Origin of the sequence: Enterobacter sp. 50588862 (assembly GCF_001462935.1) — a bacterium.
Taxonomy (GTDB): Bacteria; Pseudomonadota; Gammaproteobacteria; order Enterobacterales; family Enterobacteriaceae; genus Enterobacter; species Enterobacter bugandensis.
The window spans coordinates 54,857-77,539 of the sequence record NZ_LNHM01000012.1; the positions used below are offsets into that span (position 1 = coordinate 54,857).

At 54.9% G+C, this 22,683-nt stretch carries 21 protein-coding genes; 16 read left to right on the forward strand and 5 right to left on the reverse strand.

The features are described from left to right. The first annotated feature begins 14 nt into the window (after nucleotides 1–14). Nucleotides 15–581: an NUDIX hydrolase YfcD gene (gene yfcD, locus APT89_RS06375; protein WP_006811396.1), complete on the forward strand. Its 567-nt coding sequence runs from the start codon at nucleotides 15–17 to the stop codon at nucleotides 579–581. Nucleotides 582–584: 3 nt separating this feature from the next. Here the strand turns inward: yfcD and APT89_RS06380 are convergent, their stop codons facing one another. Next, a complete protein-coding gene (locus tag APT89_RS06380) occupies nucleotides 585–1,604 on the reverse strand; it encodes a LacI family DNA-binding transcriptional regulator (RefSeq protein WP_041908911.1) in 1,020 nt (339 codons plus the stop codon). Nucleotides 1,605–1,836: 232 nt separating this feature from the next. Between APT89_RS06380 and APT89_RS06385 the strand changes: the two genes are divergently transcribed. The 5 genes from APT89_RS06385 (at nucleotide 1,837) to APT89_RS06405 (ending at nucleotide 5,819) form a co-directional block, all read left to right on the forward strand. Beyond that, on the forward strand, nucleotides 1,837–2,280 hold the full coding sequence (locus tag APT89_RS06385; protein ID WP_060571946.1) for a PTS sugar transporter subunit IIA: 444 nt from the start codon (nucleotides 1,837–1,839) through the stop codon (nucleotides 2,278–2,280). Nucleotides 2,281–2,360: 80 nt separating this feature from the next. Further along, nucleotides 2,361–2,633 (forward strand): PTS sugar transporter subunit IIB, encoded by a 273-nt coding sequence (locus APT89_RS06390; RefSeq protein ID WP_041908914.1) that lies wholly within the window; start codon nucleotides 2,361–2,363, stop codon nucleotides 2,631–2,633. Nucleotides 2,634–2,654: 21 nt separating this feature from the next. Further along, nucleotides 2,655–4,046, forward strand: a complete 1,392-nt coding sequence (locus APT89_RS06395; protein WP_045631476.1) for a PTS ascorbate transporter subunit IIC — start codon at nucleotides 2,655–2,657, stop codon at nucleotides 4,044–4,046. Beyond that, a complete protein-coding gene (locus APT89_RS06400) occupies nucleotides 4,043–4,873 on the forward strand; it encodes a transketolase (protein ID WP_028013942.1) in 831 nt (276 codons plus the stop codon). Before APT89_RS06395 ends, APT89_RS06400 begins: the two co-directional genes overlap by 4 nt. Further along, nucleotides 4,866–5,819, forward strand: a complete 954-nt coding sequence (locus tag APT89_RS06405) for a transketolase family protein (protein WP_041908919.1) — start codon at nucleotides 4,866–4,868, stop codon at nucleotides 5,817–5,819. Before APT89_RS06400 ends, APT89_RS06405 begins: the two co-directional genes overlap by 8 nt. Before the next feature lie 112 nt (nucleotides 5,820–5,931). Here APT89_RS06405 and pta read toward each other — a convergent pair whose 3' ends face one another. Further along, a complete protein-coding gene (pta, locus tag APT89_RS06410; RefSeq protein ID WP_041908921.1) occupies nucleotides 5,932–8,073 on the reverse strand; it encodes a phosphate acetyltransferase in 2,142 nt (713 codons plus the stop codon). Between the two features lie 75 nt (nucleotides 8,074–8,148). Beyond that, entirely contained in the window at nucleotides 8,149–9,351 is a 1,203-nt protein-coding gene (ackA, locus tag APT89_RS06415) for an acetate kinase (protein WP_041908924.1), read from the reverse strand. Nucleotides 9,352–9,688: 337 nt separating this feature from the next. On the opposite strand from ackA, the gene yfbV reads away from it, so the two are divergent. From yfbV to APT89_RS06435, 4 genes are all read left to right on the forward strand, one after another. Next, on the forward strand, nucleotides 9,689–10,144 hold the full coding sequence (gene yfbV / locus APT89_RS06420) for a terminus macrodomain insulation protein YfbV (protein WP_060571947.1): 456 nt from the start codon (nucleotides 9,689–9,691) through the stop codon (nucleotides 10,142–10,144). Nucleotides 10,145–10,236: 92 nt separating this feature from the next. Continuing rightward, nucleotides 10,237–10,731 carry a YfbU family protein gene (locus tag APT89_RS06425; RefSeq protein WP_003861461.1) on the forward strand — a complete coding sequence of 165 codons (495 nt, stop codon included), beginning with the start codon at nucleotides 10,237–10,239 and terminating at the stop codon, nucleotides 10,729–10,731. 11 nt (nucleotides 10,732–10,742) lie between these two features. Further along, the gene (locus APT89_RS06430; protein ID WP_041908926.1) at nucleotides 10,743–11,402 is read left to right on the forward strand and encodes a sugar phosphatase; all 660 of its coding nucleotides are present in this window, start codon (nucleotides 10,743–10,745) and stop codon (nucleotides 11,400–11,402) included. 75 nt (nucleotides 11,403–11,477) lie between these two features. Further along, nucleotides 11,478–13,310, forward strand: coding sequence for an SLC13 family permease (locus tag APT89_RS06435; RefSeq protein WP_028013936.1), 1,833 nt, complete (start codon nucleotides 11,478–11,480; stop codon nucleotides 13,308–13,310). A gap of 52 nt (nucleotides 13,311–13,362) precedes the next feature. Here the strand turns inward: APT89_RS06435 and yfbR are convergent, their stop codons facing one another. Then, on the reverse strand, nucleotides 13,363–13,962 hold the full coding sequence (gene yfbR, locus APT89_RS06440) for a 5'-deoxynucleotidase (RefSeq protein WP_028013935.1): 600 nt from the start codon (nucleotides 13,960–13,962) through the stop codon (nucleotides 13,363–13,365). 94 nt (nucleotides 13,963–14,056) lie between these two features. Further along, on the reverse strand, nucleotides 14,057–15,271 hold the full coding sequence (gene alaA / locus APT89_RS06445; RefSeq protein WP_003861471.1) for an alanine transaminase AlaA: 1,215 nt from the start codon (nucleotides 15,269–15,271) through the stop codon (nucleotides 14,057–14,059). A 937-nt stretch (nucleotides 15,272–16,208) separates the two neighbouring features. Between alaA and lrhA the strand changes: the two genes are divergently transcribed. The 6 genes from lrhA to nuoF all read left to right on the forward strand — a co-directional run bounded on the left by lrhA (nucleotide 16,209) and on the right by nuoF (nucleotide 22,637). Then, nucleotides 16,209–17,147 carry a transcriptional regulator LrhA gene (gene lrhA / locus APT89_RS06450; protein WP_028013934.1) on the forward strand — a complete coding sequence of 313 codons (939 nt, stop codon included), beginning with the start codon at nucleotides 16,209–16,211 and terminating at the stop codon, nucleotides 17,145–17,147. A 630-nt stretch (nucleotides 17,148–17,777) separates the two neighbouring features. Continuing rightward, nucleotides 17,778–18,218, forward strand: coding sequence for an NADH-quinone oxidoreductase subunit NuoA (gene nuoA / locus APT89_RS06455; protein WP_014171000.1), 441 nt, complete (start codon nucleotides 17,778–17,780; stop codon nucleotides 18,216–18,218). Between the two features lie 15 nt (nucleotides 18,219–18,233). Then, nucleotides 18,234–18,908 (forward strand): NADH-quinone oxidoreductase subunit NuoB, encoded by a 675-nt coding sequence (gene nuoB / locus APT89_RS06460; protein ID WP_003861482.1) that lies wholly within the window; start codon nucleotides 18,234–18,236, stop codon nucleotides 18,906–18,908. A gap of 89 nt (nucleotides 18,909–18,997) precedes the next feature. Beyond that, a complete protein-coding gene (nuoC, locus tag APT89_RS06465; protein ID WP_028013933.1) occupies nucleotides 18,998–20,800 on the forward strand; it encodes an NADH-quinone oxidoreductase subunit C/D in 1,803 nt (600 codons plus the stop codon). A 2-nt stretch (nucleotides 20,801–20,802) separates the two neighbouring features. Continuing rightward, the gene (gene nuoE, locus APT89_RS06470) at nucleotides 20,803–21,303 is read left to right on the forward strand and encodes an NADH-quinone oxidoreductase subunit NuoE (RefSeq protein WP_006176513.1); all 501 of its coding nucleotides are present in this window, start codon (nucleotides 20,803–20,805) and stop codon (nucleotides 21,301–21,303) included. Next, nucleotides 21,300–22,637: an NADH-quinone oxidoreductase subunit NuoF gene (gene nuoF / locus APT89_RS06475; protein ID WP_006811381.1), complete on the forward strand. Its 1,338-nt coding sequence runs from the start codon at nucleotides 21,300–21,302 to the stop codon at nucleotides 22,635–22,637. The genes nuoE and nuoF overlap by 4 nt, the downstream gene beginning before the upstream one ends. Nucleotides 22,638–22,683: the final 46 nt, after the last annotated feature.

Here is a 22,683-nt window from a genome sequence, read left to right on the forward strand (position 1 = left end):
GAGAAGGTTTCCCGATGGTGGAGCAGAATCATTTGGCAAGTACTGAATGGGTTGACATTGTCAGCGAAGAAAATGAAGTGATCGCGCAGGCGAGCCGCGAACAAATGCGTGCAGAGCGCCTGCGTCACCGTGCAACGTACATCGTTGTGCATGACGGCATGGGCAAGATTCTGGTCCAGCGCCGCACGGACACCAAAGATTTTCTTCCGGGCATGCTTGATGCCACCGCAGGCGGCGTCGTGCAGGCCGATGAAGTGCTGCTGGATTCCGCACGTCGTGAAGCGGAAGAAGAGTTAGGTATCGCCGGGGTGCCGTTTGCCGAGCACGGGCAGTTCTATTTCGAAGACGAACATTGCCGCGTCTGGGGTGGACTGTTTAGCTGCGTTTCCCATGGGCCTTTCGCCCTGCAGGAAGAGGAAGTGAGCGAAGTCTGCTGGATGACGCCGGAAGAGATTACCGCCCGCTGCGACGAGTTCACGCCGGATTCGTTAAAAGCGCTGGCGCTGTGGATGACCCGCAACGCCAAAAACGAATCCGCTAAGCCGGAAAACAAAGCGGAAAAAGAGGAAGAGGCTGAGTAAGCCTTAACAGCTTTCCCGCAGGCACAGGCTGGACGCGATGGGTTTTTGGTCGCGCCAGTCTCCGTCATTCAGACGTTCCAGTAGCGCTTTACCTGCCTCAATCCCAATCTTTCGATGCGGTACCGCCATCGTCGTCAGCGGCGGCTGGCAGACGCGGCTCACGTCGCTATCGCCAAAGCCCACGACAGCCAGATCGTCCGGCACTTTAATGCGTCGACGCTGACACTCATACAGCGCGCCGCAGGCCAGCTCGTCTGATACGCACACCAGCGCATCCAGCTCCGGCCACGCCAGCAAGAACTCTGGCAGCTGTGCCGCGCCGGTCGAGAAGCTCGGCGGCATCGCCGCGTTAATCACCCGGTTCGGCGACAGATGATGGCGCAGCATCGCCTTGTACCAGCCCTGCAAATGCTGCTGGAAAATCCACTGCTCCTGGTTGGCGCACAGCAGGCCGATATTCTGGTAGCCGCGCCTAATCACCATTTCCGTCAGCTCGTACATGGCCGCCACGTTATCGATCCCGATATTCATATCGATCGGATCGGCGCGCATCGCACCCATCTCCATTACCGGAATCGAGGCGTTTTTCAGCCAGTGGCGAACGGTGTCGGTGTGCTCGACGCTGAGCAAAATCGCGGCGGCGATATTTGACGCCAGCAGGGTCTCAAGCAGCTTCTCTTCCTGCTCAAGCCGATGCTGGGACTCTGCCAGCATAATCTGGTATCCGGCGGGCTGCAGCACCTGCTGTAGGCCCGCAAACATTTCAGAGCAACCGGCTTCGGAAAGGTTGGGAACAACCATCGCAATCGTCCATGAGGACGCGGATGCCAGTGCGCTGGCGGCGAGATTGGGCATATAGCCCAGCTCCTGCACCGCAGCTTCAATTTTTTCACGCAGTTTATCGGAAACCTGTTCGGGCGTGCGGAGCGCACGGGAGACGGTCATCGTGCCGACTCCGGCAAGCTGCGCGACATCAGCGAGCGTGACTTTTCCGGTACTGCGCCGTTTTCGGGTTAAAGACATACACCTTCCTGCTGACCAGACGCGTTCTTTTTTCCTTCATTTCAGGTGACAGGCAGTATACGCCTTAAATCCCTTTTTTTGCTGTGATTTCACACCATGATTACATTTTGATAGCGCTATCACATTTCTGCATGTTGGTAATTGGTAGCGCTATCTTTGTGATCGCGATCGCAGTCAATGATTGATGGGTTGAATAAAGTTTGCCCATCTTTAGCGTTTGGCGGGAGGGAAAATGCTCAAAAATTGGATATATGATACAACCATCACGCTGCAGGATAGCGTGGAAAGCTGGCCACAGGCGCTGGAGATATGCGCGAAACCGCTGCTGGATCTGCAGGTGATTGCACCGGAATACGTGACGGCAATCATTCAGCAGCACCATACGTTAGGACCCTATTATGTGCTGGCACCAGGGCTAGCCATGCCGCATGCGCGGCCGGAGGAAGGCGCCAAAGGACTGGGTTTGTCATTACTAAAACTAAAACAGGGCGTCTCTTTTGGTGCCGGAGAGTTTGACCCTGTCGATCTGATTATTATGCTCGCGGCACCGGATAAACATAGCCATATCGAAATGATATCCGCGCTCGCTGAATTATTTTCCAGCGACGAAGATATGGAGAAATTACATCAGGCGAGTACCCTGGAGGATATTAAAGCCATTATTGACCGCTTCTGATTTAATTTTTTAATCCGATTATTCACAACATTACGCGCCAGCGTGATGGGGCGTGCTCTACTCAAAATAAGGGGACAACAATGAAAATCATGGCTATTTGCGGTTCTGGCCTGGGCAGCAGTTTTATGGTCGAAATGAACATTAAAAAGGTGCTTAAAAAGCTGGACATTGAGGCCGAGGTTGAACACTCCGATCTCTCCTCCGCCACGCCGGGCGCGGCGGACCTGTTCGTGATGGCGAAAGACATTGCGGCCAGCGCCAGCGTGCCGGAAAGCCAGCTGGTGGTGATCAACAACATCATTGATATCAACGAACTCGAAGCGCAGCTGCGCGCCTGGTTCGACAGACAATAACCCTGATAAGGCGAGGTGGATATGTTTATCCTTGAAACGCTGAATTTCGTTGTCGATATTTTAAAAGTCCCTTCGGTGCTGGTGGGTTTAATTGCGTTAATTGGTCTGGTCGCGCAGAAAAAAGCATTTTCTGATGTCGTAAAAGGCACAATTAAAACGATTCTCGGCTTTATTGTACTGGGCGGTGGCGCCACGGTGCTGGTGGGGTCGTTAAACCCGTTAGGCGGCATGTTTGAGCATGCTTTTAATATCCAGGGCATTATTCCAAACAATGAAGCGATTGTGTCGATCGCGCTGGAAAAATACGGTGCCTCGACCGCGCTGATCATGGCCTTCGGCATGGTGGCGAACATTGTCGTCGCGCGCTTTACCCGCCTGAAGTACATCTTCCTGACCGGGCACCACACCTTCTACATGGCGTGCATGATTGGCGTGATCCTGACGGTCGCAGGCTTTGAAGGGGTGGGGCTGGTCTTTACCGGTTCGCTGATCCTCGGCCTGATTATGGCCTTTTTCCCGGCGATTGCGCAGCGCTATATGAAGCGTATTACCGGCAACGATGAGATCGCCTTCGGTCATTTCGGTACGCTGGGCTACGTGCTGTCCGGCTGGATTGGCAGCAGGGTCGGCAAAGGCTCGCGCTCCACCGAAGAGATGAACCTGCCGAAAAACCTCAGCTTCCTGCGCGACAGTTCGATCTCCATCTCCCTGACCATGATGATTATCTACCTGATCATGGCGGTAAGCGCCGGGCGTGAGTACGTGGAGTCCACCTTCAGCGGCGGGCAAAACTACCTGGTCTACGCCATCATCATGGCGATCACCTTCGCGGCGGGCGTGTTCATCATCCTGCAGGGCGTGCGCCTGATTCTGGCGGAAATCGTCCCGGCCTTTACCGGCTTCTCGGAAAAACTGGTGCCGAACGCGCGTCCGGCGCTGGACTGCCCGGTGGTCTACCCGTATGCGCCAAACGCGGTGCTGATTGGCTTCCTGTTCAGCTTCCTCGGGGGAATTGTGGGGTTGTTGATCTGCGGTCAGTTTAGCTGGGTGCTGATCCTGCCGGGCGTAGTGCCGCACTTCTTCACCGGCGCAACGGCAGGCGTGTTCGGTAACGCCACCGGTGGACGCCGCGGGGCAATGATAGGCGCCTTTGCTAACGGCCTGCTGATTACCTTCCTCCCGGTCTTGCTGCTGCCGGTACTGGGTGCGATTGGCTTTGCTAACACCACCTTCTCGGACGCCGACTTCGGCGCGGTCGGGATTGTGCTGGGCAACCTGGCGCGCTTCCTGTCACCGCTTGCCATCACCGGGCTGGTTGTGGCGCTGTTCGCGCTGCTGGTGGCCTACAACATCTTCGCGAAAAACAAACCTGCGGGTAGTAACGCGCAGGAAAATACCGGAGCCAAATCATGAATGAGAACGAGATAACCGAACTGGCGCGTCAGATCCGTCTTGAAACCCTCAAATCCCTGACGCAGCTGGGCTTTGGGCACTACGGCGGCAGCATGTCGGTGGTGGAAACCCTGGCGGTGCTGTACGGCGCCGTGATGAAGATCGACCCGGCGGATCCGGACTGGCCTGAGCGCGATTACTTTGTGCTGTCGAAAGGTCATGCAGGCCCGGCGCTCTACAGCACCCTGGCGATTAAGGGCTACTTCCCGGTTGAAGAGCTGAGCACGCTGAACCAGAACGGCACGCGTCTGCCCAGCCACCCGGACCGTCTGAAAACGCGCGGCGTGGATGCCACCACCGGCTCGCTGGGGCAGGGGATCTCCATTGCGGGCGGTATGGCACTCTCGCACAGGCTGGCCGGGCGACCGAATCGGGTCTTCTGCATCGTTGGCGACGGCGAGCTGAACGAAGGCCAGTGCTGGGAAGCGTTCCAGTTTATCGCTCACCATCGTCTGAACAACCTGACCGTGTTCGTGGACTGGAACAAACAGCAGCTCGACGGCGAACTGGACGAAATCATCTGTGCCTTCGACCTGGAGGGCAAATTCCGCGCCTTTGGCTTTGACGTGGTGACGGTCAAAGGGGATGACATTCCGGCACTGCTGAAGGTGACTTCAAGGGTACCGGAGGCCGATGCGCGTCCGCGAGTGGTGATCCTCGACAGCATCAAAGGGCAGGGGGTGCCGTACCTGGAACAGCTCAGCAACTCGCACCACCTGCGATTGACCGCGGAGAGCAAAGCGGCCCTCAATGAGACGATTCGCCAACTGGAGGCTTCACATGATTAAGGTTGCACCGGCAGGACAGAAAGACGCCGTTGAGATGCGCAAGGTCTACGCGGGCTTTGTGGCAAAGCAGATTGAGGCCGGCAGCGAGATTATCGCCCTGGAAGCGGACCTGATGAGCTCAATGGCGATGGACGGCGTAGCGCGCGATTATCCGCAGCACGTGATTAACTGCGGCATTATGGAGGCCAACGTCATCGGCACTGCGGCGGGGCTGGCGCTCACCGGCCGTAAGCCGTTCGTGCACACCTTCACCGCGTTTGCCAGCCGCCGCTGCTTCGACCAGCTGTTTATGTCCCTGGACTACCAGCGCAACAACGTGAAGGTGATTGCCTCGGATGCGGGCGTGACGGCCTGCCACAACGGCGGGACGCACATGTCCTTCGAGGATATGGGCATCGTGCGCGGTCTGGCGCATTCGGTGGTGCTGGAAGTCACCGATGCGGTGATGTTCGAGGATGTGCTGCGTCAGCTTATCGATCTCGAAGGCTTCTACTGGGTGCGCACCATCCGCAAGCAGGCGCCGAGCGTCTATGCGCCGGGCTCAACCTTCACCATTGGCAAAGGCAACGTGCTGCGCGAGGGAAGCGATATCACGCTCATTGCCAACGGCATCATGGTGGCGGAAGCGCTGGAGGCGGCGCGCCAGCTTGAACAGGAGGGGGTAAGCGCAGCGGTCATCGACATGTTTACCCTGAAGCCTATCGATCGGATGCTGGTGAAAAACTATGCCGAGAAAACCGGGCGCATCGTCACCTGCGAAAACCACAGTATTCACAACGGTCTCGGGTCAGCGGTGGCGGAAGTGCTGGTGGAGACCTGCCCGGTGCCGATGCGTCGCGTGGGCGTGAAGGAGCGTTACGGCCAGGTGGGCACACAGGACTTCCTGCAAAAAGAGTATGGCCTGACGGCGCATGACATTGTGTCGGCGGCGCGGGAGCTGCTGTAATAAAAAAAGGCGACCAATTAAGTGGTCGCCTTTCTTGCCGGATGGCGCTTCGCTTATCCGGGTTGCAACACCGTAGGCCCGGTAAGCGCTAGCGCCACCGGGCTTTTTAACATTACTGCTGCTGCGAAGACTGAATCGCCGTCAGCGCGATGGTGTAGACGATATCGTCAACCAGCGCACCACGGGACAGGTCGTTCACAGGCTTGCGCATGCCCTGCAGCATTGGCCCGATGGAGATCAGGTCGGCAGAACGCTGTACCGCTTTGTAGGTGGTGTTACCGGTGTTCAGATCCGGGAAGATGAACACGGTAGCGCGACCGGCAACCGGCGAGTTCGGCGCTTTGGATTTCGCCACGTCAGCCATGACCGCGGCGTCGTACTGCAGCGGGCCGTCGATCATCAGATCGGGACGTTTTTCCTGCGCAATACGGGTCGCTTCACGGACTTTCTCTACGTCGCTACCTGCACCAGAGGTGCCGGTGGAGTAGGAGAGCATCGCTACGCGTGGTTCAATACCGAAGGCAGTCGCGGAGTCCGCAGACTGGATAGCGATTTCTGCCAGCTGTTCTGCGGTAGGATCCGGGTTGATCGCGCAGTCGCCGTAAACGTAAACCTGTTCAGGCAGCAGCATGAAGAACACGGAGGAGACCAGAGAGCTGCCCGGTGCGGTTTTGATCAGCTGCAACGGTGGACGGATGGTGTTCGCGGTGGTGTGAACCGCACCGGAAACCAGACCGTCAACTTCGTCCTGCTCCAGCATCAGCGTGCCCAGCACGACGTTGTCTTCCAGCTGCTCGCGCGCAACGGCTTCGGTCATGCCCTTGTTCTTACGCAGCTCAACCAGACGGGCAACGTAGCTTTCGCGCACCACTTCCGGGTCAACGATTTCGATGCCTGTGCCCAGCTCAACGCCCTGAGACGCCGCAACGCGGTTGATCTCATCCGGGTTACCCAGCAGCACACAGGTCGCGATGCCGCGCTCTGCACAGATAGCCGCCGCTTTAACGGTACGTGGTTCGTCGCCTTCTGGCAGAACCACGCGTTTGCCCGCTTTACGCGCCAGCTCGGTCAGCTGGTAGCGGAAGGCTGGAGGAGACAGACGGCGGCTGCGCTCGGAGGTCGCGGTCAGGGATTCAATCCAGTCTGCGTCGATGTAGCCCGCAACGTATTCCTGAACTTTCTCGATACGCTCGTGGTCATCAACCGGCACTTCCAGGTTGAAGCTTTGCAGGCTCAGAGAGGTCTGCCAGGTGTTGGTGTTCACCATAAAGACTGGCAGGCCTGTCGCGAACGCACGTTCGCACAGCTTGCTGATGCGCGCGTCCATTTCGTAGCCGCCGGTCAGCAGAATTGCACCGATTTCCACGCCGTTCATCGCCGCTAGACAGGCAGCAACCAGCACGTCCGGACGGTCTGCGGAGGTCACCAGCAGGGAACCTGCGCGGAAGTGTTCCAGCATGTGCGGAATGCTGCGCGCGCAGAAGGTCACGGACTTCACGCGGCGGGTGTTGATATCGCCTTCGTTAACGATGGTCGCGTTCAGGTGACGCGCCATATCGATTGCACGGGTGGCAATCAGATCGAAGCTCCATGGCACTGCGCCGAGTACAGGCAGCGGGCTGGATTCCTGCAGCTTTGCCGGATCAACCTTGATGACTTTCGCTTTGGAAGAGTCGTCGAAGATTTCGGACAGGTCAGGACGCGTACGGCCCTGTTCATCAACCGGTGCGTTCAGTTTGTTAACGATCACGCCAGTGATGCTGGTGTTTTTCGCGCCGCCGAAGCTGCTGCGCGTCAGTTCGATACGCTCTTTCAGCTGCTCTGGGGTATCAGTACCCTGAGACATCACGAAAACAATCTCTGCATTCAGGGTTTTCGCGATTTCAAAGTTCAGGGACTGGGCAAACTGGTGTTTGCGGGTCGGGACCAGGCCTTCAACCAGCACCACTTCCGCGTCCTGCGCGTTAGCGTGGTAGTTGGCGATGATCTCTTCCATCAGCACGTCTTTCTGGTTGCTGGAGAGCAGAGACTCAACGTGGCTCATCTTCAGCGGTTCAGCCGCAGGAAGATTGGAATTCTTACGCACGATGGTGGTGGTCTGGTCTGGCGCATCGCCACCGGCACGAGGCTGGGCAATAGGCTTAAAGACGCTCAGACGAACGCCTTTGCGTTCCATAGCGCGGATCACGCCGAGGCTGACGCTGGTCAGGCCGACGCTGGTTCCGGTAGGGATCAGCATAATAGTACGGGACACGGTTTATCCTCTTTCGTTACCGCCGCGTTGGGCGGGTTACAAAACAGCACCGCCAGCATTGCTGGCGGTGTGGAATCAGGCAGTCAGGCGGCACGCGTCTTGCGCGATGACCAGCTCTTCGTTAGTTGGGATAACGATAGCCGGGCGGGTGCCTTCTTTGTTGATGAAGCCAGACTTGCCGAAGCGGGCAGCCAGGTTACGCTCGTGATCGACTTCGAAGCCCAGAACGCCCAGTTTGCCCAGGGACAGTTCACGTACCATTGCCGCGTTCTCACCGATGCCACCGGTGAAGATAACCGCGTCCAGACGACCATCCATCAGCGCGGTGTAAGAACCGATGTACTTCGCCAGACGGTGGCAGTAAACGTCCATTGCACGCTTCGCGTCTTCTTTGCTGTCGTAGTTGTCTTCAACGTAACGGCAGTCGCTGGTGACTTCGGTCAGACCCAGCAGGCCAGACTCTTTGGTCAGCATTTTGTTGATGTCGTCAACGCTCATGCCCAGAGTGTCGTGCAGGTGGAAGATGATCGCCGGGTCGATATCACCGGAACGGGTACCCATCACAAGACCTTCCAGCGGGGTCAGACCCATAGAGGTATCAACACATTTACCGTTGCGGATAGCAGAAACAGAACCACCGTTGCCCAGGTGGCAGGTGATGATGTTGACTTCTTCAACTGGCTTGTTCAGGACTTTTGCGGCTTCCTGAGTCACATAGAAGTGGCTGGTGCCGTGCGCGCCGTAGCGACGTACGCCGTGCTCTTTGTACAGGCTGTACGGCAGGGCATAGAGGTAAGACTCTTCCGGCATGGTCTGATGGAACGCGGTGTCAAACACGGCCACGTTTTTGTCTTTCAGATTCGGGAAGGACTTCAGCGCTTCAGCGATACCGATCAGGTGCGCCGGGTTATGCAGCGGAGCAAAAGAGGCAGAGTCTTTGATGCCCTGGATAACAGAGTCGTCGATGACAACGGAGCTGGTGTATTTTTCGCCGCCGTGGACGATACGGTGACCAATCGCAGTCAGCTGAGCAGACAGTTCTGGTTTTTGTGCCAGAATAGTGTTAACGATAAAGTTCAGCGCTTCACTGTGAGCGGCGCCTGCACCTAAAGCCGCTTCTTGTTTGCTGCCGTCCATCTTCCACTTGATACGTGCTTCAGGCAGATGGAAACATTCGGCCAAACCAGAGAGGTACTCGTCACCGTTGAGCGCATCGATGATGGCGAATTTCAGTGAAGAGCTACCGCAGTTCAGAACCAGTACTAACTTACTCGACATGGAAGTACCTATAATTGATACGTGGCTAAAAAAACGTCAATGAGCCTAAAAGCGTAACGCAAGCTGACCCAGACGTTTATGATTAACATCATGCCAAACGAACATTCTGGCAGGATGGAAGAAATACCTATGATTTTAAGCCATTTTGAACATTTTTCAGACAATGGCATAATATGCGATAATTTGACGAGTTAACGCTTCTCGTCTACGGCCCTATCAGGCTGGCACAGAATACCCGATACGGGGTAGCGATGACAAAATATTTTGAACGTTGTCATAGCCTGTTGTGGTTTTGCACAAAAATTTTAATTTTTATATGTGAAGTTGAGGTACAGCCATGTCGACACCCGAAATCCCGTCCGTGAGCTTTTTCAGTCTGTTTCGTCGGGGACAGCATTACGCAAAGACGTGGCCAATGGAAAAGCGCCTTGCGCCAATGTTTATTGAGAATCGCACGATCCGCGCCACGCGCTATGCGATTCGCTTTATGCCTCCGGTCGCTATCTTTACTATGTGCTGGCAAATCGCCCTCGGTGGACAGCTTGGTCCTGCCGTCGCAACGGCGCTCTTCGCGTTAAGCCTGCCGATGCAGGGGCTGTGGTGGTTAGGCAAACGCTCCATTACGCCGCTTCCGCCTTCTATTTTACACTGGTTTTATGAAGTGCGTGGAAAACTGGAGGAGGCCGGGCAGGCGCTGGCCCCGGTTGAAGGCAAGCCGGATTACCAGGCGCTGGCGGACACGTTAAAGCGTGCTTTTAAGCAGCTGGATAAAACATTCCTCGATGACTTGTGATTGATCATCGAAACGACTAACAAAAGAAGGCACAGTAACACACCGTTACCGTGTCTTTTTTTTACAGTGCAATGCGCTACAGGAGTCAAAAGATGGAAATGACCCATGCTCAACGTCTGATTTTGTCTAACCAGTACAAGATGATGACTATGCTTGATCCCGATAACGCTGCGCGCTACAGCCGCCTGCAAACCATCGTCGAACGCGGTTTTGGTTTGCAAATGCGCGAACTGGACCGAGAGTTTGGCGAGCTGAAAGAAGAAACCTGCCGCATCGTGATCGACATTATGGAGATGTATCACGCTCTGCACGTCTCCTGGACGAACCTCAAAGACCAGCAGACCATTGACGAACGTCGCGTGACCTTTTTAGGCTTTGATGCCGCGACGGAAGCGCGCTACCTGAGCTATGTTCGCTTTATGGTGAACACCGAAGGGCGCTACACCCATTTTGATGCGGGAACGCACGGCTTCAACGCCCAAACCCCCATGTGGGATAAATATCAACGTATGCTGAGCGCGTGGCACGCCTGCCCGCGTCAGTACCATTTAAGCAGCAACGAAATTCAACAAATCATTAATGCCTGACGGAGGTGCGTGTGCAGTGTAAAGGTTTTCTGTTTGATCTGGACGGTACGCTGGTGGATTCGCTGCCGGTGGTGGAACGCTCGTGGTGCCACTGGGCCGACCGGCACGGCATCGACCATCAGGACGTGCTGAATTTTATCCATGGCAAACAGGCCATTACCTCATTGCGGCACTTTTTAGCGGGGCGTTCTGAGGAAGAGATCCAGGCGGAGTTCAAATACCTGGAGCAGATTGAGGCCACCGACACCGAGGGCATTACCGCGCTGCCCGGGGCGCGCGAACTGCTTGAGCATCTGAATGAAGCGCAGATCCCGTGGGCTATCGTCACCTCCGGCTCTGTTCCGGTCGCGCATGCCCGCCATAAGGCGGCCGGTTTACCGAAGCCAGAGGTGTTCATTACGGCTGAGCGCGTTAAACGCGGCAAGCCGGAGCCGGATGCGTTTCTGCTTGGTGCAGAAATGCTGGGCTTCGCGCCTGCAGAGTGTGTGGTGGTGGAAGATGCGGCCGCTGGCGTGCTGGCCGGGCTGAACGCCGGGAGCCACGTCATTGCCGTTAACGTTCCGGCGGGATCTCCACGCCTGGACGAGGCGGACTTTGTGATTCATTCCCTGACGGCGCTGGCGGTGTCAAAAGCGCCCGACGGAGTTGTAACCGTCTCGCTAAAAATGTAATCCCATGATATAGCCCCACGCTGTTGGGGCTTTTTTATGGCAAAATTTCTCATCTTCCACTGACAAGGATAGGTTGTGAACGGTGAACTAATCTGGGTTCTGAGCCTGCTTTTAATCGCCATTATTCTCTTCGCCACAGGCAAGGTGCGCATGGATGCCGTCGCCCTGTTTGTCATTGTCGCGTTTGTGCTGAGCGGCACGCTCACGCTACCGGAAGCCTTCTCCGGGTTCAGCGACCCCAATGTTATCCTTATAGCTGCCCTGTTTATCATCGGCGACGGCCTTGTTCGCACCGGCGTGGCGACCATCATGGGCGCGTGGCTGGTTAAGGTGGCCGGCAGCAGTGAAACCAAAATGCTGATCTACCTGATGCTGACGGTCGCCGGACTGGGGGCGTTTATGAGCTCAACGGGCGTGGTCGCTATTTTTATTCCGGTGGTGCTGAGCGTTTCAATGCGGATGCAGAGCTCGCCGTCGCGCCTGATGATGCCCCTGAGCTTTGCCGGTTTGATCAGCGGAATGATGACGCTGGTGGCGACGCCGCCGAACCTGGTGGTCAATAGCGAGCTGATTCGTGAAGGGTTTCAGGGCTTCAGCTTTTTCAGCGTCACCCCGCTTGGGCTGGTGATTCTGGCGATGGGCGTGGTCTACATGCTGCTGACCCGTTTTGCCCTCAAAGGCGACAAACAGGATAAGAATAAAGAGGGGTGGAAGCGACGTACGTTCCGCGATCTGATCAAAGAGTACCGCCTCACCGGGCGGGCGCGCCGTCTGGCCATTCGCCCCGGCTCGCCGATGGTCGGCCAGCGGCTCGACGACCTTAAGCTGCGCGAGCGTTATGGCGCGAACGTGATCGGGGTTGAGCGCTGGCGTCGTTTTCGCCGGGTGATCGTTAACGTGAACGGGGTATCAGAGTTCCGCGCGCGTGATGTCCTGCTGATTGATATGTCAACGGCGGACGTGGATCTGCGAGAGTTCTGTAGCGAGCAGCTGCTGGAGCCGATGGTGCTACGCGGCGAGTATTTCTCCGACCAGGCGCTGGATGTGGGGATGGCCGAAGTGTCGCTGATACCGGAATCGGAACTGCTGGGTAAAACCGTGCGTGAAATGGGGTTCCGTACCCGCTATGGCCTGAACGTAGTGGGGCTGAAGCGTGATGGCGTGGCAATGGAAGGGGCCGTCGTCGATGAGCCGATCCTGCTGGGCGATATCTTTCTCGTGGTCGGCAACTGGAAGCTGATAAGCCAGCTCGGGCAAAAAGGGCGTGATTTTGTGGTGCTCAACATGCCGGTCGAGGAGAGCGATGCCTCCCCGGCGCACAGCCAGGCGCCCCATGCGATTTTCTGTCTGGTATTGATGGTGGCGCTGATGCTGACCGATGAAATCCCTAATCCGGTCGCGGCCATTATCGCCTGCCTGCTGATGGGGAAATTCCGCTGCATTGACGCCGAAAGCGCGTATAAAGCCATTCACTGGCCGAGCATTATTCTTATCGTCGGGATGATGCCCTTTGCCCTGGCACTGCAAAAAACCGGCGGGGTGGATCTGATCGTAAAAGGCTTGATGGACGTGGGCGGCGGGTATGGACCATACATGATGATGGTCTGTCTGTTTGTCATGTGCGCCACGATAGGGTTATTTATCTCGAATACCGCGACGGCGGTGCTGATGGCGCCCATTGCGCTGGCGATGGCGAAATCTATGGGCGTGTCGCCGTACCCGTTTGCGATGATGGTCGCGATGGCGGCATCCGCGGCGTTTATGACGCCGGTTTCATCGCCGGTGAACACGCTGGTGCTGGGGCCGGGGAATTATAAGTTCAGCGATTTCGTGAAGCTGGGCGTGCCGTTCACCGTGCTGGTGATGGTGGTGTGCGTGGTGTTAATTCCGGTGTTATTCCCGTTTTAGCGTGAGCGCAGAAACGTAGGCCGGGTAAGGCGAAGCCGCCACCCGGCTAAAATTACAACGGTGAATCCTGGCTAATCTCGTCCAGCGATAGATGGAAGCTCGGCACAAATACCTGCATGAAGTAGTCCATCTCTTCGCTGCGGCGGGATTCCAGCGTTTTTTCCAGACGCGTTTTCGCCAGTAAAAACTCATTATTGCCCGCAGACAGCTCTTCCAGACACTTCAGATAGGCGCACAGCGCGTCGGCTTGCTTGACCAGCGACTTTTCATCTTCCGTATACTGATGCTCGTCGATGAGCGGTTCAAAGATATCGCGCAGCTCTTCGGGCACCATCTCGATAAGCTTTTGCTGGGCAATCTTCTCGATAGCCTTATATTCCTGAGCAATCTGAGAATTGAAATATTTCACTGGGGTAGGCAGGTCGCCGGTCAGCACCTCTGATGCGTCGTGGTACATCGCCAGCAAAGCGATGCGCTCGGCATTCACCTGCCCGTTAAATTTGCGATTCTTAATGGCAGCCAGCGCATGAGCAACCATAGCAACCTGCAGGCTATGTTCAGACACGTTCTCTGTACGCACGTTGCGCATCAGCGGCCAGCGGTTGATCAGTTTCAGGCGGGAGAGGTGGGCAAAGAAATGGCTCTGACTCATAGGTTACCTTTTGTCTTCACTGCGACAGGACTTCATTGTGCGGGGAGGGGAGGGAAGATGCAAATCAGGCTACCGAAGTAGCCTGATTTTAAGATTACTGATGGTATCCAGAGAGGAATCGCCCGAAGCGGCTGATGGCCATTTCGAGATCGTCTTCACGCGGCAGGGTCACGATACGCACGTGGTCCGGCCACGGCCAGTTAAACGCCGTCCCCTGAACCAGCAGCACTTTTTCCTGCAACAGGAAATCGAGCACCATTTTCTGATCGTCGTGGATATTGAAGCGCTTCGCGTCAATTTTCGGGAACATATACAGCGCCCCGTTCGGCTTCACGCAGGAGACGCCCGGGATATCGTTGATCAGTTCCCATGCGCGGTTACGCTGTTCGTACAGGCGACCGCCAGGGACGATAAACTCGCTGATGCTCTGGTAGCCGCCCAGCGCCGTCTGGATCGCGTGCTGCGCAGGCACGTTGGCGCAAAGACGCATCGACGCCAGCATCTCAAGCCCTTCAATATAGCCTTTTGCGTGCTTTTTCGGGCCGTTCAGCACCATCCAGCCCTGACGGAAACCGGCCACGCGGTAGGTTTTAGACAGTCCGTTAAAGGTGACGGTCAGCAGGTCGGGTGCCAGCGCGGCGATAGAGTGGTGCTGCGCCGCGTCGTACAGGATCTTGTCGTAGATTTCGTCAGCGAAGATGATCAGGTTGTGCTGGCGGGCGATCTCCACGATCTCCATCAGCAGCTCTTTTGAATAGACCGCGCCCGTCGGGTTGTTCGGGTTGATGATCACAATCCCACGCGTGCGAGGCGTGATTTTCGCGCGAATGTCATCCAGATCCGGGAACCAGTCAGAGGATTCGTCGCAAAGATAATGTACCGCTTTACCGCTTGAGAGCGATACGGCAGCGGTCCACAGCGGATAGTCCGGCGCGGGAACCAGCATTTCGTCACCGCTGTTCAGCAGCGCCTGCATGGCCTGAACGATAAGTTCGGAGACGCCGTTGCCGATATAGATATCTTCGACGGTAACGTCACGCATACCGCGCGCCTGGTAGTGCTGCATAATGGCTTTACGGGCGGAGTAAAGTCCCTTTGAGTCACAATAGCCTTGTGCCGTAGGCAGGTTGCGGATCACATCAACCAGAATTTCATCCGGCGCTTCAAAACCAAATGGCGCGGGGTTGCCGATGTTGAGCTTCAGAACCTTGTTGCCTTCTTCTTCAAGGCGTTTTGCCTCTTTCAGAACCGGGCCACGGATGTCATAACAGACGTTATCTAGCTTGCTGGATTTTTCGATAGGGGACATGAACCTTTAACCTTTTCGCTATTATTGCCACTCCCTGCCGTGGAAGTCAGCACGGAATAATGTACTCCCCCCACGCTTCGTTTTGAAGGGTGTGCAGAAGAAGATTTTGTGCCCATAGCGAAATTGTGATGAATCTTTTTAACTATTGACTGTCGCTTTCACCGCCTTAACGTCATGTACAAACCATAAATAAAGGTTGATTGTGCTACGAATTTATGTGAATTATGTATATTGTTCTGATGGAAAATAAAAACGCGCAGACAACAAGCAGAAGTTACGCTGGATGACATTTCGTAAAACCTGAGTGTTGAAGGGACCTTGCAGTAATAGCCTGGAGCGGCTAAAAGTTAATCATGTGAAATTAATGTTAAGTGTTATTAATGAATGACCATAATCTAAATTAAAATTTATTTATTATTAACCAACAAAATGCAACTTTAGTTAATTCTAATAAAATTAGTTTAGAAGCTTAACAAACCTCTTTAATCCCGAATATTGCAATAAGACTTATAAATAAAGTGGATTTGGGTTAAGATGTCTATACGGAAAGCAGTAGAAAGATGCAGTGATTTTGCATTTTTGAAACTGATTTTCCGATTTAATTGATTGTTATTGTTGGAGTTATCTCTGGCTGGAATGTGTCAAACATCTCCTGCTACGTTGACAGCGCTGCGAAAAAGATGGCAGAAAAAGTGTTACGCCTTTAATGTAATTTACATAACCCTGCGAACATCTAAATATCCTGAACGTTTAAGAGAATAAAAATAACGTCATGAAACGTGCTTTCTGACTGTTGATATAAAGCAGCACAATAACTATCTGTCAGGCAGTCTGCCGGGCCGGGATGCGAGGGAAAACCTTCAGAAGGAATTGCTTAACTGTTACACACAGCTTCAACCCGGGCAGCTCCGCACGAGCAACCTGAAAGTGAATAGATATGATAAATGCAAATCGTCCGATAATGAATCTCGACCTCGATCTGCTGAGAACGTTTGTTGCGGTCGCCGATCTCAACACTTTTGCAGCAGCTGCTGCCGCCGTCTGCCGAACTCAGTCCGCCGTTAGCCAGCAAATGCAGCGGCTGGAGCAACTGGTTGGGAAAGAGCTTTTTGCCCGTCACGGGCGTAATAAGCTCTTAACGGAACACGGTATTCAGCTACTGGGTTATGCCAGGAAAATTCTTCGCTTTAATGATGAAGCATGTATGTCATTAATGTTTAGCAACCTTCAGGGGGTGTTAACCTTAGGGGCATCTGATGAGTCAGCGGATACAATATTGCCGTTTCTTCTCAACCGAATTAGCTCGGTTTATCCGAAGCTTGCGCTGGATGTAAGCGTAAAGCGTAATGCCTTTATGGTTGAGATGTTAAATGAGAACAAGGTCGACCTGGTGGTCACGACGCATCGTCCCGGACAGTTTGATTGTCTGACCTTGCGCACATCGCCAACGCACTGGTATTGCGCAGCGGAATACGTGTTGCAAAAAGGGGAACCCGTACCGCTGGTTTTACTGGACGATCCGAGTCCTTTCCGGGATATGGTGCTTACGGCGTTAAATGAAGCCAACATTCCGTGGCGTCTGGCCTATGTAGCGTCCACGCTGCCCGCGGTGCGTGCCGCCGTGAAAGCGGGTCTTGGCGTAACGGCCCGTCCGGTAGAGATGATGAGCCCCGATCTGCGCGTTCTCGGTAAATCTGATGGTCTCCCAGCGCTGCCGGATACCGAGTATCTGCTTTGCCATAACGCGTCCAGTCATAACGAGCTGGCGAAGGTGGTATTTGAGGCGATGGAAAATTACCATAACCCATGGCAGTTCGAGCATGTTACCTCCGAAGGGGGGGATGATTCCCTGATCGTTGAAGGTGACTTTGAGTGATCAAAAGCTCAAAATTCTGGTAACAAATTGTAAGTGTAAAAAAAAGCCACTCGTGCCGTTTTCGCACGCAGTGGCTTTTTTTTGCCATTACTATCCTCTTTCGTTACAAGGTTTTCATAAATAAAACATACATATCAAGGGAATAAATGCTTCTGCTTATATCTTGTTCACTTTCCGTTCTAACTTCATCCATAACCCCTTGATGTTAAAAAAGCAGCAAATATGTTGCCGGTTTTTTGGGTGAATTAACAAAAGCGTGTCTCAGATCAAGAAAATACTCCTATTTGGGGGGAGGAATCGTTGGCAAATCCTGTCAAAATAGGAGGGTTATTTTTTTTACTTCCAAAACGGACACGATTCAACAACATGCATTTGACGAAAAGTCAGGTAACCACCAGGGTTAAAGGGCACCAAATGTTAATGAGAATCGCTCGATGTAATTTAATGTGAAGAAACCTTTGTTAAAGTTGACAATAGGTTATAGAAAGGAGTAAAAAACCCCATCATTTTGCTGTCTACGTCTCATTTCAGACAGTTAGTGTAAGGTTATTTGTTCCTCCCCATGAATCGATGTGATGCCCATCTGCCAGCAAGAGCAGTGTCGTCGGTATCACTTTTGATGAGTAAGCAATGAGTATGTCAACATCCACAGAAGTCATCGCTCATCACTGGGCATTCGCAATCTTTCTTATTGTAGCCATTGGCCTGTGCTGCCTGATGTTAGTCGGCGGCTGGTTCCTGGGCGGTCGCGCCCGTGCAAGGCACAAAAACACACCTTTCGAATCAGGTATTGATTCAGTAGGTTCCGCTCGCTTACGCCTGTCTGCCAAGTTCTATCTGGTAGCGATGTTCTTCGTCATCTTTGACGTGGAAGCGCTCTACCTGTTCGCATGGTCGACCTCCATTCGCGAAAGTGGTTGGGTGGGCTTTGTCGAGGCCGCAATTTTCATTTTAGTGCTACTGGCCGGTCTGGTTTATCTGGTGCGTATTGGCGCGCTTGACTGGACGCCTGCGCGTTCACGTCGTGAACACATCAACCCGGAAAACAGTATCTCTAATCGTCAGCAGTAACAGCGAGGCAATAAGATGGATTATACGCTCACCCGCATAGATCCTAACGGTGAGAATGACCGTTACCCCCTGCAAAAACAGGAGATCGTAACCGACCCCCTGGAGCAAGAAGTCAACAAAAGCGTGTACATGGGCAAACTCGAACATGCCATGCACGATATGGTCAACTGGGGTCGTAAGAACTCCATCTGGCCATACAACTTTGGCCTTTCTTGCTGCTACGTTGAAATGGTGACGTCATTCACTGCGGTGCATGACGTTGCGCGTTTTGGGGCCGAGGTACTGCGTGCTTCCCCGCGTCAGGCTGACCTGATGGTGGTGGCCGGTACCTGCTTTACCAAAATGGCACCTGTTATTCAGCGTCTGTATGACCAGATGCTGGAGCCAAAATGGGTTATTTCCATGGGCGCATGTGCAAACTCCGGCGGTATGTACGACATTTATTCCGTTGTACAGGGCGTTGATAAGTTCATTCCAGTGGATGTTTACATCCCGGGCTGCCCGCCGCGCCCAGAAGCCTATATGCAGGCGCTGATGCTGCTGCAGGAGTCTATCGGTAAAGAACGTCGCCCACTCTCATGGGTTGTTGGCGATCAGGGTGTCTATCGCGCGAACATGCAGTCCGAGCGCGAGCGTAAACGCGGTGAACGTATTGCCGTCACCAACCTGCGTACGCCTGACGAAATTTAATTTGCGCCTGTAGGCCTGGAGAAAACCTTCGCATATCACTACTCAAATAGCGCGAAGCCAGGCTTAACAGTCACCACGGACCATTTGCAATGGTGAACAATATGACCGACTTAACCGCGCAAGAAGCCGCCTGGCAGACCCGGGATCATCTTGATGACCCCGTTATTGGCGAACTGCGCAACCGTTTTGGGCCGGATGCCTTTACCGTTCAGGCGACCCGCACCGGGGTACCCGTTGTTTGGGTGAAGCGTGAACAATTGCTGGAAGTTGTCGATTTCCTCAAGAAATTGCCAAAACCTTACGTCATGCTGTTTGACTTACACGGCATGGACGAACGTCTGAGAACGCACCGCCAGGGGCTCCCTGCTGCGGATTTTTCCGTTTTCTACCACCTGATCTCAATAGACCGCAACACGGATATCATGCTCAAGGTGGCATTGTCTGAAAACGACATGCATCTGCCGACGATCACCAAACTTTTCCCGAACGCTAACTGGTATGAGCGTGAAACCTGGGAAATGTTCGGCATGACCTTCGACGGCCACCCGCACCTGACGCGCATCATGATGCCGCAGACCTGGACCGGCCACCCGTTGCGTAAAGACTACCCGGCACGTGCGACCGAATTCGATCCGTTTGAGCTGACCAAAGCCAAGCAGGATCTGGAGATGGAAGCGCTGACCTTCAAGCCGGAAGACTGGGGCATGAAGCGCGGTACTGAAAACGAGGACTTCATGTTCCTCAACCTCGGTCCGAACCACCCGTCTGCGCACGGTGCATTCCGTATTATTCTTCAGCTTGACGGCGAAGAGATTGTCGACTGCGTTCCTGACATCGGCTACCACCACCGCGGTGCTGAGAAGATGGGCGAGCGTCAGTCCTGGCACAGCTACATTCCGTATACCGACCGTATCGAGTACCTCGGCGGCTGCGTAAACGAAATGCCATACGTGCTGGCCGTTGAGAAACTGGCAGGCATCACCGTACCGGATCGCGTTAACGTGATTCGCGTTATGCTGTCTGAACTGTTCCGTATTAACAGCCACCTGCTGTACATCTCCACGTTCATTCAGGACGTCGGCGCGATGACCCCGGTCTTCTTCGCCTTTACCGACCGTCAGAAAATCTACGATTTGGTGGAAGCGATTACCGGCTTCCGTATGCACCCGGCCTGGTTCCGTATTGGCGGTGTGGCGCACGATCTGCCGCGCGGCTGGGACCGCCTGCTGCGTGAATTCCTCGACTGGATGCCGAAACGTCTGGCCTCCTACGAGAAAGCCGCGCTGCGCAACACCATCCTGAAAGGCCGTTCCCAGGGCGTTGCTGCCTACGGCGCGAAAGAAGCGCTGGAGTGGGGGACCACAGGTGCTGGCCTGCGCGCGACCGGTATTGATTTCGACGTGCGTAAAGCCCGTCCTTACTCTGGCTACGAGAACTTCGACTTTGAAGTCCCGGTAGGCGGCGGTGTTTCCGACTGCTACACCCGCGTGATGCTGAAAGTGGAAGAGCTGCGCCAGAGTCTGCGCATCCTCGAGCAGTGCCTCAACAACATGCCGGAAGGCCCGTTCAAGGCGGATCACCCGCTGACCACGCCGCCGCCGAAAGAGCGCACGCTGCAGCATATCGAAACCCTGATCACCCACTTCCTGCAGGTTTCCTGGGGCCCGGTCATGCCGGCGCAAGAATCCTTCCAGATGATTGAAGCGACCAAGGGTATTAACAGTTACTACCTGACCAGCGACGGCAGCACCATGAGCTACCGTACCCGCGTGCGTACGCCGAGCTTTGCGCACCTGCAGCAGATCCCGTCCGCCATCCGCGGCAGTCTGGTCTCTGACCTGATTGTGTATCTGGGTAGTATCGATTTTGTTATGTCAGATGTGGACCGCTAATTATGCACGAGAATCAACAACCACAAACCGAGGCTTTTGAGCTGAGTGAAGCAGAGCGTGCCGCCATTGAGCACGAGATGCACCACTACGAAGACCCGCGTGCGGCGTCCATTGAAGCGCTGAAAATCGTACAGAAACAGCGTGGTTGGGTGCCGGATGGGGCGATTTACGAGATCGCAAAAGTGCTGGGTATTCCGGCAAGTGACGTAGAGGGCGTAGCCACGTTCTACAGCCAGATCTTCCGTCAGCCGGTAGGTCGCCATGTGATCCGCTACTGTGACAGCGTCGTCTGCCACATTACCGGCTATCAGGGCATTCAGGCTGCGATTGAGAAAAAGCTCAATATCAAGCCGGGCCAGACCACGTTCGATGGACGCTTTACTCTGCTGCCAACCTGCTGCCTGGGTAACTGCGACAAGGGGCCGACCATGATGATTGATGAGGACACTCACAGCCATCTGACGCCGGAAGCGATTCCTGACCTGCTGGAGCAGTACAAATGAAAACTGTAATTCGTACTGCTGAGACGCATCCGCTGACCTGGCGTCTGCGCGATGACAAACAGCCGGTATGGCTCGACGAATACCAGAGCAAAAACGGCTATGCCGGTGCGCGTAAAGCCCTTGGCGGCATGGCGCCGGACGACATCGTTAACGCGGTGAAAGATTCCGGTCTGAAAGGCCGCGGCGGTGCGGGCTTCTCCACTGGTCTGAAGTGGAGCCTGATGCCGAAAGACGAATCCATGAACATCCGTTACCTGCTGTGTAACGCCGATGAAATGGAGCCAGGCACCTATAAAGACCGCCTGCTGATGGAGCAGCTGCCGCACCTGCTGGTGGAAGGCATGCTGATCTCCGCGTTTGCGCTGAAAGCGTACCGTGGCTACATCTTCCTGCGCGGTGAGTACATCGAAGCGGCAGAAAACCTGCGTCGCGCGATTGCCGAAGCCACCGAAGCCGGCCTTCTGGGTAAAAACATCCTGGGTACCGGGTTTGACTTCGAACTGTTCGTGCACACCGGTGCCGGGCGTTACATCTGCGGTGAAGAAACTGCGCTGATTAACTCCCTGGAAGGCCGCCGTGCGAACCCGCGTTCCAAGCCACCGTTTCCGGCAAGCTCCGGCGTGTGGGGTAAACCGACCTGCGTAAACAACGTCGAAACCCTGTGTAACGTCCCGGCTATCCTCGCCAACGGCGTAGAGTGGTATCAGGGCATCTCCTCAAGCAAAGATGCCGGTACCAAGCTGATGGGCTTCTCCGGTCGCGTGAAGAACCCTGGCGTCTGGGAACTGCCGTTCGGTACCACCGCACGCGAAATTCTTGAAGACTACGCCGGCGGCATGCGCGATGGCCTGAAATTTAAAGCCTGGCAGCCGGGCGGGGCAGGGACGGACTTCCTGACCGAAGCCCACCTTGACCTGCCGATGGAATTCGAAAGCATTGGGAAAGCAGGCAGCCGTCTGGGTACGGCGCTGGCGATGGCCGTCGATCACGAGATCGGCATGGTCTCGCTGGTACGTAACCTGGAAGAGTTCTTTGCTCGCGAGTCCTGCGGCTGGTGTACACCGTGCCGTGACGGTCTGCCGTGGAGTGTGAAGATCCTGCGCGCCATCGAGCGCGGCGAAGGCCAGCCGGGCGATATCGAGACACTTGAGCAACTGTGTCGATTCTTAGGGCCAGGTAAAACCTTCTGCGCCCACGCACCGGGTGCCGTCGAGCCGCTGCAGAGCGCGATTAAATATTTCCGCGACGAATTCGAAGCAGGCATCAAGCAGCCGTTCAGCAATACCCATTCGATCAATGGTATTCAGCCGAACCTGCTGAAAGCGCGCTGGTAACGACAAGAATTTTGATTAACGCTCGGTTTCGACTGAGCCAACTGGA